This window comes from Streptomyces chisholmiae (genome assembly GCF_031845445.1).
GTDB classification, from domain to species: Bacteria; Actinomycetota; Actinomycetes; order Streptomycetales; family Streptomycetaceae; genus Streptomyces; species Streptomyces chisholmiae.
In genome coordinates this window covers 219597-235071 of sequence record NZ_JAVREO010000002.1, presented here as the reverse complement: position 1 = coordinate 235071, position 15475 = coordinate 219597, and the positions used below count along the sequence as shown (strand labels likewise).

The window sequence follows — 15475 nt, the reverse complement described above, 5'->3', positions numbered from 1 at the left end:
CCACGGCGGGGCCGAGGCGCGGTCGGGAACGTCTCCGTCCCTTGTATCCGTATTTACAGGAAATCGGACGCTTGTCGCCCCGGAGTGTTGCCCGAAAACCCCCATATGCCGGACCGCGCCGCTGCGTTATGGTCCGGCCATGCCTCGCAGGTCCCCCCTCCCGCAGGTCCTTCTCCTCACCGCCGCGACATTGCTGAGCTGCACCGCTGTCGAGACCTCGGCCGACGACCCGGCCGCCGCCGAACAGCCGACGGCCTCCTCGCGCGCCGTCCCCTCGGCCGACCCCCCACCCATCCCCTCCGATCCGCAGCTTTCCGGCCAGGTGGCGCAGCTGAGCCTCGCCGGGCCGGCCCACGCCGCCGCCCTGCTGGTCGAATGCCGCCGGCCCGCCACCCGGGAACAGGGCAACTGCGTCTACCGGGTGGCCGTGCTCGACGCCGACCGGTGGCGCACCGAGGACACCCCGCTGCCCAGCACCCCGACGGCCAACAGCCTCTTCACCGTGGAGGCGGTCGGTGAGCGGGGGGTGCGGGTCTCCACCGGCCAGGAGGACTGGCTCTCCACGGACGGCGGCCGCGCGTGGCAGCCGGCCACCGCCGCCGCAGGCCCGGACGGCGACACCGCGGACGCCATCCCGGCCGGCGCCGTGCCCCGGCCCGCCGGGGCGGACGCGGCGGAGCGCGGGCTGGAGGTGCTCTCCCCGCGGACGGGCGAGCCGCTCCGGCTCGCCGGCCAGCCGGAGCTGACCGAGCTGGGCCGGCCGGGGCCACTGCCGGACGGCGGCTGGTGGGTGGCCGGGCTCGACCCGGAGACCCGCCGCCCGGACATCGCGGTCACCCTGGACGACGGCCGCGCGTGGCGGCGGCTGCACCTGCTGGAGACGGCCGAGGTGCCGGCCGACGAGCGGTCCGCCAACTCCCTGGCGCTGGCCGCGGGCCCGACCGACTGGTACGTGCTGGCCAGCGGCAACGCGGCGCCGGAGCCGAGCGGCGCCACGCTGGCCACCACCCTGCTGGCCGTCTACCGCAGCTCCGACCAGGGGCGGGAGTGGGAACGTGCCTGGTCGCCCGCGGTCGGCTCGGGCCCGCACTCCCTGGTGGGGGCGCCGATCGCGGCGGCCGACGGCAGCCTGACGGTCTACTCGTTCGACGCCATCTACACCAGCACCGACCGGGCGGCGAGCTTCACGGTGAGCCGCCCCGGCGTACCGCCCGAGCTGCCCGAGCTGACCCCGGCCGGCTATCTCCTCACCGACCTGGGCCAGCCGGGCCACTACCGGATCTCGGCCGACGGCTTCACCTGGCGCACCGTGGTGCTGGGCCGGCCGGGCACGGGCGACCCGGCCGGGCCCTGAGGGGCACGCCTCAGACGTGCACCACGTCCCGCTCCTCGGCGAAGTGGCAGGCCGAGGGGTGCTTGGCCCCGTTCCCCGCCTTCTCGAACCGCTCGGGCACCGCCAGCAGCGGCACCTCCTGCGCGCACCGGTCCTCCGCCTTCCAGCACCGGGTGCGGAAGCGGCAGCCGGAGGGCGGGTTGGCCGGCGACGGCACGTCACCGGCCAGGATGATCCGCTCCCGGCTCTCCCGCACCTCGGGGTCCGGCTGCGGCACCGCGGAGAGCAGCGCCTGGGTGTACGGGTGCGTCGGGTGGTCGTAGATCTCGGTGTCGGTGCCGATCTCGGCCAGCTTGCCCAGGTACATGACGCCGACCCGGTCCGAGATGTGCCGGACGATCGACAGGTCGTGCGCGATGAACACGTAGGAGAGGTCGAACTCGTCCTGCAACCGCTCCATCAGGTTGATCACCTGGGCCTGCACCGAGACGTCCAGCGCGGAGACCGGCTCGTCGCAGATGATGATCTCCGGGTTGAGCGCCAGGCCACGGGCGATGCCGATGCGCTGCCGCTGCCCGCCGGAGAACTGGTGCGGGTAGCGGTTGATGTACTCGGGGTTGAGCCCGACCACGTCCAACAGCTCCTGCACCTTGCGCCGCCGGTCGCCCTTCGGCGCCACGTCGGGGTGGATCTCGAACGGCTCCCCGATGATGTCGCCGACCGTCATCCGCGGGTTGAGCGAGGTGTACGGGTCCTGGAACACCATCTGGATGTTCCGCCGCACCGCGCGCAGCGCCCGGCCGGACAGCTTGGCGATGTCCTCGCCCTTGTACCTGATCGTCCCCGAGGTCGGCTCCTCCAGGCTCATCAGCAGCTTGGCGACGGTGGACTTGCCACAGCCCGACTCGCCCACGATGCCCAGCGTCTCGCCCTGGTACAGGGTGAACGAGACGTCGTCGACGGCCTTGACCGCGCCGATCTGCCGCTTGAAGAGGATGCCCTGGGTGAGCGGGAAGTGCTTGACCAGATTGGTCACTTCCAGAATGGGCTCCCGGTCAGCCATGGATCGTCTCCTTCCAGAAGTGGCAGGCACTGCCCCGGCCGCCGATCGGGCCGCCGTCCTGCTCCAGCACCTCGGCCAGCGGCGGGACGTCGGTCCGGCAGACGTCCTGGGCCAGCGGGCAGCGCGGGTTGAACGCGCAGCCGGTGGGGATGGCCGTCAGGCTCGGCGGCAGCCCCTGGATCGCGTACAGCTCCTTGCCCTTGTGGTCCAGGCGCGGGATCGACTCCAGCAGACCCTTGGTGTACGGGTGCGCCGGCCGCTTGTACAGCTCGTGCACCGGGGCGGTCTCCACGATCCGCCCGGCGTACATCACCGCGATCTTGTCTGCGACGTCCGCCACCACGCCCAGGTCGTGGGTGATCAGGATCAGCCCCATCTGGAAGTCCCGCTGCAACTCGGCCAGCAGGTCCATCACCTGGGCCTGCACCGTCACGTCCAGCGCGGTGGTCGGCTCGTCCGCGATGATCACGTCCGGCTCCAGGGCCAGCGCCATCGCGATCATGATCCGCTGCCGCATGCCGCCGGAGAACTGGTGCGGGTAGTCGTTCACCCGCTCCTTCGCCGCCGGGATGCGCACCCGGTCCATCAGCTCGATGGCCTTGGCCTTGGCCTCCTTGCGGCTCGCGCCCCGGTGCACCCGGAACATCTCGCCCAGCTGGAAGCCGACCGAGAGCACCGGGTTGAGCGAGGAGAGCGCGTCCTGGAAGATCATCGCGATCTTGTCGCCCCGGATGCTCTGCCGCCGGGACTCGGACATCTTGAGCATGTCCTCGCCGCGGAACAGGATCTCACCGCCGGTGACCCGGCCGGGGGGCACGTCCAGGATGCCCATGATGGTCTGCGCGGTGACCGACTTGCCGGAGCCGGACTCGCCGAGCACCGCCAGGGTCTCCCCCGCGTCCACCGTGTAGCTGACCCCGTTGACGGCCTTGGCCTCGCCGTCCCTGGTACGGAACTCCACGTGGAGGTCCCGGACCTCCAGCAGCGGGACGCCGGGGACCTCCGCCTTCGTCATTTCTATCGACACGCGCGTCACTCCAACTCAGCGCAGCTTGGGGTCGAGGGCGTCACGCACGGCGTCCCCGAGCATCAGGAAGGACAGGATGGTGATGCTCAGCAGGATCGACGGGTAGAGCAGCACGTGCGGCGCCACCCGAATCGACTTCTGCGCCCGGTTGATGTCGCCACCCCAGGAGATCGCCGGGTCGGAGAGACCGATGCCCAGGAAGGAGAGCACCGCCTCGGCCGTGATGTAGCCGCCGAGCGCGATCATCGCTACCACGATCACCGGGGCCGCCGCGTTGGGCAGCACGTGCCGCAGCAGGATGCGCCAGGTGCCGGCGCCCAGGGATCTGGCCGCCATCACGTAGTCCGACTGCTTGATCGAGATCACCGAACCACGCATCACCCTGGCGATCGTGGTCCAGCCCAGGAAGGCCAACGCGAACGTCACCGTCCAGACGGTCCTGGTGTCGAAGGAGACCAGGATGACCATCCCGCCGAGCAGGAACGGAATCCCCATGAAGGTGTCGGTGACCCGGGAGAGCGCGGCGTCCAGCCAGCCGCCGAAGTAGCCGGCCAGCATGCCGATCAGTCCGCCCAGCAGCAGCACCAGGGCGGTCACCGAGATGCCGATGATGATCGAGGCGCGGGTGCCGTAGATCATCCGGGTGTAGATGCTCTGCCCCTGCTGGTTGTAGCCCAGCCACTCCGGTGAGAAGAAGTGAGTCAGCTCCGGCTTCCGCAGGTAGTTGTTGGTCAGGTCGGCCTCGCGCGGGCCGACGCTGGTGAACAGCTGGGGGAAGGCTGCCATCACCAGCAACACCAGGATGACGGCCATCGCGATCAGGAAGGTCGGCTTGCGCGCCAGGTCGTGGAGCGCGTCCGACCAGAGGCTGCGCGGCCGGCCCGGCGCGGGGCCGGCGTCCGTCATCACCCCCTCGCGGGGGGCGGCGTCGTCCTTGTCCAGGCTGGTGGCCGTCTTTTCGGCCTTGCCGACGTCGGTGGCTTCGAACTCAGGCATAGCGAATCCTTGGGTCGAGGACCGCGTACAGCAGGTCAACGAGCAGCGTGACGACGAGGTAGACCAGGATGATGAAGGAGACGATCCCCACCACCGTCGCGCCCTCGCGGGAGGTGAGCGCGAGGTAGACGGCCTGGCCGATGCCGTGGATGTTGAAGATGCCCTCGGTGACGATGGCGCCGGCGAAGAGGTTGCCCAGGTCGACGCCGAGGAAGGTCACCACGGGGATCAGCGAGTTGCGCAGCAGGTGCACCCGCACGGCCCGGGTCTTCGACAGGCCCTTGGCCCGCGCGGTCCGCATGTAGTCGGCACGCCGGTTCTCGGCGATGGAGGTTCTGGTCAACCGCGCCACGTAGGCCAGCGAGAGCGAGGCCAACACGATGGCGGGGAGCAGGAGTTGCCCCCAGTCCTCGGAGTCCTGCACCGAGGGCTTGACCCAGCCCCACTGGACACCGAAGTAGGTCTGGTAGAGGTAGCCGATCACGAAGACTGGCACCGAGGTCAGCAGCAGGGTGACGAACAGGATCACCCGGTCGGTCTTGCCACCGACGCGCAGCCCGGCGAGCAGCCCCATGGCCACCCCGACGCAGGCGGTGAACACGAAGGCCAGCACCGTGAGTCTGATGGTCGCGGGCAGCGCGTCCGAGATCACATCGATGACCTCACGCCGGCTGGCGATCTGGGTACCGAAGTCCCCCTGGAGCAGTCCGGTCAGGTAGTCCCAGTACTGCTTGAGGATGGGCTGGTCCAGCCCGAGGTCCTCCTTCATCGCGGCCATCTGGGCCTCGTCCGGGGCGCGTTCGCCCCACAGAGCCCGAACCGGGTCGCCGGGGAGGGCGTACATCATCATGAAGATGATGAACGTGGCTCCGACGAACACCGGAATCATCTGGAGCAGTCGCCGCACGACATAGCGCCCCATGGTTCCTCCATCTAAGTCGGCGGGGCCGACGGGCCGCTCCTGGTCGGAGGTGGCCCGTCGGCCCTCTGCGCTGCTTGTGCCGTAACTGGCCCTACTTGACCGTGATCTCGGTCAGCAGCGGCTGGCCAGCGGTGTCGAAGGCGACGTTCTCCACGTTGTTGGAGTAACCACCGCTGACGTTCTGGAACCAGAGCGGGATGGCCGGCATGGTCTCCCAGAGGACCTGCTCGGCCTCCTGGTAGGCGGCGACGGTCTCCTCCAGCGAGGCGGCCTGGTTGCCCTCGTCGAACAGCGCGTCCACCTCGGGGTTGTCGAAGCGACCGTAGTTGGTCGACGCCCGCGAGTGGTACAGCTCGGCCATGAAGTTGACGTTCAGCGGGTAGTCGGCGAGCCAGCCACCGCGGTAGAACGCCTCGACCTCGTTGGCGTCACGCGCCTCCAGGTCGGTGTCGAAGTCGGGCTTGACGTCCGCCCGGCACTCGACCTCGAGGTTCTGGATGATGCTGTTGCAGACCGCGTCCACCCACTCCTGGTGGCCACCGTCGGCGTTGAACTGGACGACGACCTCGCCGTTCGGGACGCCGCCACCCTCCTCGACCAGCTGACGCGCGCGCTCGGGGTCGAAGTCGGTAAGGCCGCCCGCCGCACCCTCCTGGTAGCCCATCACGCCCGGCGGCACGAAGCTGTCGGCGGGGGTCTTGGAGCCGTTGAGGACCGTGTTGATGATGGTCTCCCGGTCGATGGCCAGCGAGATGCCCTGGAGCACCCGCGGGTCAACGTCCTCCCAGTCGCCGTAGTTCACCGGCACCAGGGACTGGGTGGCGTTGTACGGCTGGTTGATCGCCCGGTCGCCCAGGTCGGACTCGTAGACCGGCAGGTCCTTCGGGTCCACCTGGCGGATGACGTCCAGGTTGTCCGAGATCAGGTCCTGGTAGGCCGCGTCCAGACCGGTGTACGCGATGATGTCCACGCCGCCGTTCTGCGGCTTGTTGTCACCGGCGTAGTCCTCGTAGGTCCGCAGCTTGATGGACTCGTTGTGGTTCCACTCGGAGAACTGGTACGGGCCCTGGCCGATCGGGTTCTCACCGAACGCCTCGGGGTCCTCGTAGAAGCTGTCCGGCAGCGGGGTGAACGGGGTGTACCCGAGCTTGTAGTCGTAGTACGAGACCGGGTTCGAGAGCGTGATCTCGAAGGTGTTCTCGTCCACCACGGCCAGGCCGGACATCTCCTCGGCGGTGGGCGCGCCCTCCTCGGGGTGCACGTCCTCGTAGCCGGCGATGTCGGCGAACCAGAAGCTGGTCGACTGGTTGTTGTCGATGTTGGCGGCCCAGTTCCAGGCGCGGACGTAGTGGTCCGCGGTCACCGGGGTGCCGTCGTGGAAGGTCCAGCCTTCCTTCAGGGTCACGGTCCAGACCGAGGCGTCCTCGTTGGGCTCGACCGACTCGGCGGCGACCATGTAGATCTCGCCCTGGTCGTCGAAGTCGAGCAGCTTCGAGAAGACGTTGTCCATCACCAGGGCGCCGTACTGCTCCGTGGTGTCCGACGGGAGCAGCGGGTTCTGCGGCTCACCCCCGTCGATCCTGACTATGCCGTCCGAGCTCCCCCCGGAGGCGCCGTCGCCGCCAGAGTCGTCGCCGTCACTGCCACCACAGGCGGTCGCGGCGAAGGCCACGACTATCGCACTGGCGACCCATTTGGCGCTACGCGCACCACGCATGGGCTTTGCCTCCTTGGGAGTCCACTGTCACTGCTGAGAGGTTCCGGTGCGCTAAGTGACGTGACGTCTACCCGCGTCACACGCATCCGGATCGCAATGCCCACAACTATTGGGCATAAACCCCGCGCTAACCACCGCTTGGCTATTTCATTTTGATGAAGATGGGAGGGACTGAACCCCCAAAACCGGACAAACCCCCGGTGAAGCCTCTCCGCTATCCGGACTGATGTGACACAGATCGCGCCTCTTGGTCCGGATAACGGACGAGCCACCCCATAGCGCCGCAGAAACCTGGTTGACATGTGCGGAGCAATGTGGTCACCCGGGGCAATCGGGGCTTATCAGTTCCGCTTGGCCCGCGCGGTGGCCCTGGCCCGGTCCCGCTGGTCCAGCACGACCTTCCGGATCCGGACCTCCTTGGGCGTCACCTCGACGCACTCGTCCTCGCGGCAGAACTCCAACGACTGCTCCAGCGACAGGCTGCGCGGCGGCACCAGGTTCTCCGTGGTGTCGGAGGAGGCGGCCCGCATATTCGTGAGCTTCTTCTCCTTGGTGATGTTGACGTCCATGTCGTCGGCACGGGAATTCTCACCGACGATCATGCCCTCGTACACTTCGGTGCCCGGCTCGACGAAGATCACACCGCGTTCCTGCAGATTCAACATCGCGTAGGGGGTGGCCACGCCGGCCCGGTCGGCCACCAGCGACCCGTTGTTGCGGGTCCGCAGCTCGCCCGCCCACGGCTCGTGCCGCTCGAAGATGCTGTGCGCGATGCCGGTTCCCCGGGTCTCGGTCAGGAACTCGGTCCGGAAGCCGATCAGGCCACGCGAGGGCACCAGGAACTCCATCCGCACCCAGCCGGAGCCGTGGTTGGTCATGGTCTCCATCCGGCCCTTGCGGCTGGCCATCAGCTGGGTGATGGCGCCCAGGTGCTCCTCGGGAGCGTCGATGGTCATCCGCTCCACCGGCTCGTGCACCTTGCCGTCGATCTCCCGGGTGACCACCTCGGGCTTGCCGACGGTCAGCTCGAAGCCCTCCCGGCGCATCGTCTCCACCAGGATGGCCAGCGCCAACTCGCCCCGGCCCTGCACCTCCCAGGCGTCCGGCCGCTCGGTCGGCAGCACCCGCAGCGAGACGTTGCCGATCAGCTCGCGGTCCAGCCGGTCCTTCACCAGCCGGGCGGTCACCTTGTGCCCCTTGCCGCCCCGGCCCACCAGCGGCGAGTTGTTGGTGCCGATGGTCATGGAGATGGCCGGCTCGTCCACCGTGATCAACGGCAGCGGCACCGGGTTCTCCGGGTCGGCCAGCGTCTCGCCGATCATGATCTCCGGAATGCCGGCCACCGCGCAGATGTCGCCCGGCCTGGCCACCTCGGCCGGCTTGCGGGTCAGCGCGTCCGTCATCAGCAGCTCGGTGACCCGGACCTGCGAGGAGGAGCCGTCCCGCTTCAGCCAGGCCACGGTCTGGCCCTTGCGCAGCTCGCCCTGGCGCACCCGGCAGAGCGCGATCCGGCCCAGGAAGTTGTCCGCGTCGAGGTTGGTGACGTGCGCCTGGAGCGGCGCGTCCTCCTCGTAGACCGGCGCCGGCACCGTCTCCAGCAGGGTGCTGAAGAACGGCTCCAGGCTGTCGCTGTCCGTCGGGACCGTGCCGTCGGCCGGCTGGGTCAGCGAGGCCACGCCGTCCCTGGCACAGGCGTAGACGATGGGGAACTCGATCTGCTCCTCGTCCGCGTCCAGGTCGAGGAAGAGGTCGTAGGTCTCGTTCAGGACCTCGGAGATCCGGGCGTCCGAGCGGTCCGTCTTGTTGACGCAGAGCACCACCGGCAGCCGGGCCTGGAGCGCCTTGCGCAGCACGAACCTGGTCTGCGGCAGCGGGCCCTCGGAGGCGTCCACCAGCAGCACCACCGCGTCCACCATGGAGAGCCCGCGCTCGACCTCGCCGCCGAAGTCGGCGTGGCCCGGGGTGTCGATGATGTTGATGACCACCGGGTCACCACCGCCCTTGGGGTGGTAACGGACCGCGGTGTTCTTGGCGAGGATGGTGATGCCCTTCTCCCGCTCCAGGTCACCGGTGTCCATCACCCGCTCGTCCACCTGCTGGTGCGCGGCGAAGGCGCCCGCCTGCCGGAGCATGGCGTCGACCAGGGTGGTCTTGCCGTGGTCGACATGGGCGACGATGGCGACATTGCGAATGTCGTGGCGCGTAGGCATGACTGGGCAGTTCTCCCGAGTTGGTGGCTGAGCCGGCTCGGCAGACATGGGCGCCGCCCGGGTGTTCCGCTGGGCCCCCAGACCCGCGCCAGGCAGACCGTGGCACCGGCCTCGCCTGCCATGGTACGGGGCGCGCGCACCGATCCGCGCGGCGCGCCACCCAGCGCCCGCTCCCGGCCGGGCCAACCGGGCGCCGGCGCGGTCGCGTCGGGGGCCGGGGCGGGCCGTCGGGTCGGGGGCCGGGGCGGCCGGTGGCCGGGCCGGGGTCGGGCGGGCCGTCGGGTCGTTGACCGGGCGGCCGGTGGCCGGGCGGTGCTCGGTCGGGGTCCGGGGTGGCCGGTGGCCGGGGCGGGGTCGGCGCCTTGTCCGTACCGGGTCTGGTCAGGTTCGGTCGGTACCGGGCCGGGGCCGGTCGGTACCGGGCCCGGCGGCGGATCCGGGCCGGGGGTCGGTCAGCGGCGGAAGCCGATGTCCTGGAACCTGGGGGTGGCCAGGCCGAACGCGCCGACGCCGGCCAGGTCGCCGCGGACGGCGACCACTTGCGGCCGCTGGAAGAGCGGCAACGAGCCACCGGCGGCCCAGATCCTGGCGTCCGCCTCGGTCAGCTGCTCGTGGTACTCCGCCTCGTCCAGGGCGCCGGCGGCCCTGTCCAGGAGCTGGTCGATGTGGTCGGTGCCGAGCCTGGTGTAGTTCTGCTCGATCAGCAGCCGGCCGCCCGGGATCGACTGCGGTTTGGTGAACAGCGGCTTGGCGTCGGTGGCGGGGAAGGCGCTGGCCGGCGAGGAGTAGAGCGCCAGGTCGAAGGCGCCGGCGGCGATGTGGTCGTCGAAGTACTCCTCGGCCGGCACCTCGGTGATCTCCGTGCCGACGCCGACCGCGGCCAGCATGGCGGCGATCCGCTGGCCGACCCGCCGCAGCGGCTCGGCGTCCGCGCCGTCCGGCAACAGGAAGCGGAGGTTGAGCGGCTCGCCGTCCCGGACGCGCACCGGCGCGCCGGCCGCGGCGCGCAGCGCGGCCGCCTCCTCGGCGGCCAGCTCGGCCAGCTCCCGGGCCGCCCCGGCGGTGGCGTCGGGCTCGGCCGCCGCCGGCTGGTCGGCCACGGGGGCGGCGGGGGTGTGGGTGGCGGGGGTGACGGGGGCGGTGCCGCCCGGGGCCTGCCGGGCGGCCGCCGTCCGGTCGGCCTCAGTGGCCGTCGGGTCGGTGTTCAACTCCACCTCGTGGGCGGCGCGTTCGTCGTCCTCCGCGGCCGGCTCGCGGGGGGTCGCCGGCGCGTTCTGGCCGGCGTCGAGCGGCTCCTCATCCGCCCCGGACGCGGCCGACGCCCCCGCGTCCCGGCCGGCGTTCCCGTCGATGTCCGCGTTCCCGTCGATGTCCGCGTTTCCGTCGGCGTCCTGGGCCGCGCCCCCGGCGGGCTCGGCCGCCGCGGCCGACGCGGCGGCGTCGGCCTCGGGGGGCGCCGCGTCCGTCAGCAGCCGGGCGGCCTGCCGCAGCAGGCCGGCCCGCTGCTGGGTGGCCGGCACCAGGACGCTCAGCGGGCCGGTCGCACCGCCGGCCCGGCCGGCGGCCGCGGCCTTGCCGTCCCCGGCGGCGTCCGCGCCGGGTGGCAGCCAGCCTCGCTCCGCCAGCAGTTCGGCCGCGCGGCCCGCCCCGGGCTCGCCAACCGCCTCGCTGGTGTCCTGGTACTCCTCCTGGCCGACCACCCGCAGGTGGCTGCCGAGCGGTTGGCTCGGCAGACCGGCCGGGCCATGTACCTCACGGGCCAGTTTCTCGCGGTCAAGTGCCCGAGCGATCGCCCATCGCACCTGCTCGTCCTCCAACAGCTCCGAACTACCGTTCAGGGTCAGCTGGGTGGCGCTGGGATGGTAGGCACGGTGCACGGTGAAGCCCCGCAACTGCTCCCTCACGGCCTCCTCACGGGTGGCGAAGGTGCGCTCCCGGGTCTGGTCGGCGCGGAGCACGGACGCCGCGTACCGCTTGTCGGCCGCCTCGCTCTCCGGGGTGGGGTGGAGCCGGGCGAGGGCCATCTCGTGGAGCGCGTCCACGGCGGCGGCCGGCCCGCTGGCCAGGTCCTCCGCCAACTCCCCCTCACCCAGCCCCTCCCCCTTGCCGTCGCCGCCGCCCCCGGCGCCGTCGTCACCCTCGCCGTCCCCGCCGTCCCCGCCGTCCCCGCCGTCCTGGCCGGTCTCGTCGCCGTCCCCGTCGGCCGCGGCGGCGTCGATCCGGGCCGCGTCCTCGGGCCGGACCTCGGCGATGTCCACCTGGCCGGCGAGCAGGGCGGCGCCCCGCTCGGCGCGGGGGACCGCGGTGAGCACCAGCTCGTCCAGCAGCGCCGGGTCGCCCCACCAGCGCTCGTCGCGCGCCAGGGTGAGGGACTGTTCCTCCTCGTTCACCGACCGAACCTGGAACGGCCCCGCGGTCAGCGGCAGTTCGCGCAGCAGGCCCTCGTTGAACACCTCGGGGTCGCCGGTCGCCTCGGCCGGGTAGAGCGGGCTGAAGAGCGAGCGCCACTCGGCGTAGGGCCGGGTGAAGGTGACCTCCACCTGGTGCGGTTCCGGGCCTTCGGCGATCTCCTCGATCCGCTCGTACCCCTGGGCGCTGGCCGACCAGTAGGCACGGTCGGTGCCGTCGAGGGCCCGCCACTGGGCGACGAAGTCCGCCGCGTCCAGCGGCTCTCCGTCGCTCCAGGCGGCCTCCGGGTTCAGTGTGTAGCGGACGCGCTGGCGGGGCTCGGTGGCGATGACCTCGGCCGAGGCGAGGTAGTCGGGGTTGGGCTCGGACTGGCCGGTGCCGTCCCGGGTGAAGAGCATCGGCAGCGTCGCCGCCGCGACCCGCTCGCTCACCTCGTCGGCGCCGTGCTGGTAGACGTTGAGGGTCTCGGGCAGCCGGTCGACGGCCCAGGTGGCCCGACCGCCCTGGCGCAGGCCGGTCCGGTCCGCGGTCGCCAGCGACTGGGCCGCGTCGTCGGCCACCGAGCGCCGCTCGTCGCCCCCGCCGCAGCCGGCGAGCAGCGGGCCGACCAGCAGGCCGGCGGTGACCGCGGCGGCCCACCTGGCCGGCCGCCGGTCCGGACGGCGGCCGGGCCGCGTCGGATGGTCGGTGCTGACTGGGACGCCTGCCATCGCTCGTACCTCCGACCCACCCGGGGCGCAGTCCGTTTAGCCGTTCATCACACGTATCCACCACTGAAGTCGACCCCGCGGTCCCGCCCGCGCCGACACGGCGCCGGGCCCGCCGAGGACCACCCGACCGGCCGCGCCGGCGGCCGACGCCGAGCGCCCGAACGGGCCGCCGAAACGGCGCACGGGGGGAGCACTTTGGGTGCGCCGGCGCATACCACCAACGCTATGGCCTGAACCGTGTGCGCTGGGTAAGGCGCTGGCGTAAGGTCTGGCATATGCGGAGGTGGGGTGAGTGATGAACGGCAGCAATCTGCACCCGTGGCAGGTGATCCGTCAGGAGAAGAACGGCAGCCGTTACCGAATAGGCCGGTGCGCCACCCGGTCCGAGGCCCAACGTCTCATCGAGCGACTACGGGCCGGCCGGACCGAGATACCACCTTCGCACAGTGACGTCGACTACCTCGTCGAGCGGGTGGAAGCCGGCGGGCGCGGACGCCGCTGACCCCAGGCACAATCGGGTATAAGGGACATTCAGTCCTGCTTCGCCGGACCCGGCCGGTGAAGGTACCCGACGGGGGACGTGGAGCGTTGCGCACAGAGTCGGCCCACCCTGGCGGCCCGTCCGGAGAGTACCCGGGCGGCCACAGCCGGCGTTCCCCGCTGGACGTGCTGCCCGTCGGATTCCTGGTGTTCGACGACACCGACCGGGTGGTGCTCTGCAGCCCGACGCTCGGCGCGATCCTGGACCGCCCACCGGCGCGGGCCGTCGGCACCCGACTGGCCGAGCTGCTGGTCGCCGACGCCGGCGACGAGCCGCCCTTCGACCACCACACGGTGCTCGCCCACGGCGGCTGGCGCGGGTGCTTGCGGATGCGGCGCCCGGACGGCTCCCCGGTGGAGCTGGAGTGCCGGGCGGTGCCGTTCGGCACGCCGGATGATCTGGGCCCGCTCATTCTGGCCAATCTCGTCGAGGCCGACCGGGTCCGCGAGGTCGAGCAGCGGCTCGCCATCCTCGACGGGCTCCTCACCGCCTCGCCGCTGGGCATCGCCATCTTCGACACCTCGCTCCGCTACGTCCGGGTCAACGACGCGCTGCGCGAACTGCACGCCCTCGGCGACCGCGAGCCGCGCGGCCTGACCGTGCTCGACGTCCTGCCCACCCCCGCCGGCCAGGAGATCCACCGACTCCAACAGGAGGTGCTCCGCACCGGACAGTCGGTGATCGACCTGGTCGTCTCCTCCCCCGACGGCGAGGGCGCCCAGTCGCTCTCCCTCGGCCGCCTGCTGGACCGCGAGGGCGAGCCGCTCGGCGTCAGCTGCACCGTGCTGGACATCAGCGAACGCCGCGAGGCGCTCGCCAAGATCGAACGGGCCCGCCAACGCCTCGCGCTCCTCAACGACCTGGGCAACGCCCTCGGCGACCTGCTCGATGTCCACCGCATCTCGGAAACCCTGGCCAAGCAGCTGGTGCCGAGGTTCGGCGACTACTCGAGCGTGCAACTGCTGGCCCCGCTGGCCAGCGGCGACGACCCGGCGCCCGGCGACTCGCTGGACGACGCCCAACTGGTCCAGCTGGGCGTCGCCGCCAAGCGCCACACCGAGGAGATCGACCGACTGCTCCAGGTCGGCGTGGCCCAGCCCTTCCCGCCCGCGCCGGTACTGGCCAACTCGCTGGCCCGCGGCGTCCCCCGGCTGGCCGACGAGCGGCGCACCATCCTGGCGGGGCTGCCATCCGGCTCCCCGATGGAGGAGGCCGTCGTCAGCCTCGACATCCGGTCGATGCTGATCCTGCCGCTGCGCGCCCGGGGCACCACCCTGGGCCTGCTGCTGATCAGCCGCGCCGGGCGGCGCACCCCGTTCGACCGCGAGGACCTCGCGCTGGCCGCCGAGGCCGCCGCGCGCGCCGCCATCTCCCTGGACAACGCCCGGCTCTACGCCCGGGAGCGGGAGGGCGCGCTGATGCTCCAACGCAGCCTGCTCCCCCGCTGGCTGCCCGAACTCCCCGGGGCCAGCGTCAGCCACCGCTACGTGCCCAGCGCCAGCGGCGCCGAGATCGGCGGCGACTGGTTCGACGTGATCCCGCTGGCCGGCGGCCGGATGGCCTTCGTGATCGGCGACGTGACCGGGCACGGGCTGCGGGCCGCCGCCACCATGGGGCAGCTGCGGACCGCCGTGCGCACCCTGGCCACCCTGGACCTCGCGCCGTCCGAGCTGCTGCGCCGGATCAACGACCTCGGCGAGGACATCGCCCAACACCCCGACGACCCGATGATGGCCACCTGCGTCTACGCGGTGTACGACCCGGCGACCCGGATCTGCACCGTCGCCAAGGCCGGCCATCTGCCGCCCGTGCTGGTCAGCCGGGAGGCGCCGGACGGGCGGTGGCGGGCCAGACCGCTGGAGCTGCCCGCCGGGATGCCGCTGGGGGTGAGCGGCATCTCCTTCGAGGAGCGCCGGGTCGAACTGCCGGAGGACACCCTGCTGGTGCTCTACACCGACGGGCTGATCGAGACCAGGGACGAGGACCTCGGCGTCGGTCTTTCCCGGCTGTGCACCCTGCTGGAGCGGATCAGCGGCACGGACGTGCCGCTCGGGCTGGTCTGCGACCACCTGATCGGCGCGCTGCGGCCGAACGTCCAGGACCACGACTCCGACGACGTGGCGCTGCTGATCGCCCGGCTCGGCGGCCTGCCCCCCGACCAGCTGGCCTCCTGGACCTTCGCCGCCGACCGGCAGGTGGTCCGCGAGGCCCGCCGGGCGGTGGTGCGGACGCTGCGCGACTGGGGCCTGGACGAGCTGGTCGACCCGGCGGAACTGCTGGTCAGCGAGCTGGTCACCAACGCCGTCCGGCACGCGCGCGGCCCCGTCGAGGTGCGCGTGGTGCGTGGCTCAAGCCTGCTGATCGAGGTCACCGACCCGGTGCCGGACCCGCCCCACGAGCGGACGGCCACCCCCGACGACGAGGGTGGCCGCGGCCTGTCGATAGTGTCCAGGGAGGCCCGCCGCTGGGGCACCAGGAGCGGGCCCGCCGGGAAGACCGTCTGGTTCGAACTGCCCCACGGCCCCTGAGCGCGCCCCGCGAACCGCC

At 71.6% G+C, this 15475-nt stretch carries 10 protein-coding genes; 3 read left to right on the top strand and 7 right to left on the bottom strand.

Annotated elements, in window-relative coordinates; genetic code table 11:
* The first annotated feature begins 139 nt into the window (after positions 1–139).
* Positions 140–1354, top strand: a complete 1215-nt coding sequence (locus RM844_RS03900) for a beta propeller repeat protein (protein WP_311664750.1) — start codon at positions 140–142, stop codon at positions 1352–1354.
* 10 nt (positions 1355–1364) lie between these two features.
* Here the strand turns inward: RM844_RS03900 and RM844_RS03895 are convergent, their stop codons facing one another.
* The 7 genes from RM844_RS03895 to RM844_RS03865 form a co-directional block, all read right to left on the bottom strand.
* Complete coding sequence (locus RM844_RS03895) at positions 1365–2396, bottom strand: ABC transporter ATP-binding protein (protein ID WP_311664748.1); 1032 nt, start codon at positions 2394–2396, stop codon at positions 1365–1367.
* On the bottom strand, positions 2389–3411 hold the full coding sequence (locus RM844_RS03890; protein ID WP_311664746.1) for an ABC transporter ATP-binding protein: 1023 nt from the start codon (positions 3409–3411) through the stop codon (positions 2389–2391). The genes RM844_RS03895 and RM844_RS03890 overlap by 8 nt, the downstream gene beginning before the upstream one ends.
* A 27-nt stretch (positions 3412–3438) precedes the next feature.
* A complete protein-coding gene (locus tag RM844_RS03885; protein ID WP_311664744.1) occupies positions 3439–4419 on the bottom strand; it encodes an ABC transporter permease in 981 nt (326 codons plus the stop codon).
* On the bottom strand, positions 4412–5341 hold the full coding sequence (locus tag RM844_RS03880; protein WP_311664742.1) for an ABC transporter permease: 930 nt from the start codon (positions 5339–5341) through the stop codon (positions 4412–4414). Before RM844_RS03880 ends, RM844_RS03885 begins: the two co-directional genes overlap by 8 nt.
* Before the next feature lie 91 nt (positions 5342–5432).
* Entirely contained in the window at positions 5433–7058 is a 1626-nt protein-coding gene (locus RM844_RS03875; RefSeq protein ID WP_311664740.1) for a peptide ABC transporter substrate-binding protein, read from the bottom strand.
* Positions 7059–7399: 341 nt separating this feature from the next.
* The gene (typA, locus tag RM844_RS03870; RefSeq protein WP_311664739.1) at positions 7400–9268 is read right to left on the bottom strand and encodes a translational GTPase TypA; all 1869 of its coding nucleotides are present in this window, start codon (positions 9266–9268) and stop codon (positions 7400–7402) included.
* A gap of 452 nt (positions 9269–9720) precedes the next feature.
* Positions 9721–12387: an ABC transporter substrate-binding protein gene (locus tag RM844_RS03865; RefSeq protein WP_311664736.1), complete on the bottom strand. Its 2667-nt coding sequence runs from the start codon at positions 12385–12387 to the stop codon at positions 9721–9723.
* A 295-nt stretch (positions 12388–12682) separates the two neighbouring features.
* Between RM844_RS03865 and RM844_RS03860 the strand changes: the two genes are divergently transcribed.
* Both RM844_RS03860 and RM844_RS03855 read left to right on the top strand, forming a co-directional pair.
* Entirely contained in the window at positions 12683–12889 is a 207-nt protein-coding gene (locus RM844_RS03860) for an SPOR domain-containing protein (protein ID WP_311664734.1), read from the top strand.
* 164 nt (positions 12890–13053) lie between these two features.
* Positions 13054–15456 carry a SpoIIE family protein phosphatase gene (locus RM844_RS03855; protein WP_311664732.1) on the top strand — a complete coding sequence of 801 codons (2403 nt, stop codon included), beginning with the start codon at positions 13054–13056 and terminating at the stop codon, positions 15454–15456.
* Positions 15457–15475: the final 19 nt, after the last annotated feature.

Excerpts from the sequence above, each read along its gene's own strand:
- RM844_RS03865 (WP_311664736.1), bottom strand. The coding sequence starts at position 12,387 with ATGGCAGGCGTCCCAGTCAGCACCGACCATCCGACGCGGCCCGGCCGC.
- RM844_RS03890 (WP_311664746.1), bottom strand. The coding sequence starts at position 3,411 with ATGACGAAGGCGGAGGTCCCCGGCGTCCCGCTGCTGGAGGTCCGGGAC.
- typA (WP_311664739.1), bottom strand. The coding sequence starts at position 9,268 with ATGCCTACGCGCCACGACATTCGCAATGTCGCCATCGTCGCCCATGTC.
- RM844_RS03860 (WP_311664734.1), top strand. The coding sequence starts at position 12,683 with ATGAACGGCAGCAATCTGCACCCGTGGCAGGTGATCCGTCAGGAGAAG.
- RM844_RS03895 (WP_311664748.1), bottom strand. The coding sequence starts at position 2,396 with ATGGCTGACCGGGAGCCCATTCTGGAAGTGACCAATCTGGTCAAGCAC.
- RM844_RS03900 (WP_311664750.1), top strand. The coding sequence starts at position 140 with ATGCCTCGCAGGTCCCCCCTCCCGCAGGTCCTTCTCCTCACCGCCGCG.
- RM844_RS03880 (WP_311664742.1), bottom strand. The coding sequence starts at position 5,341 with ATGGGGCGCTATGTCGTGCGGCGACTGCTCCAGATGATTCCGGTGTTC.
- RM844_RS03885 (WP_311664744.1), bottom strand. The coding sequence starts at position 4,419 with ATGCCTGAGTTCGAAGCCACCGACGTCGGCAAGGCCGAAAAGACGGCC.
- RM844_RS03875 (WP_311664740.1), bottom strand. The coding sequence starts at position 7,058 with ATGCGTGGTGCGCGTAGCGCCAAATGGGTCGCCAGTGCGATAGTCGTG.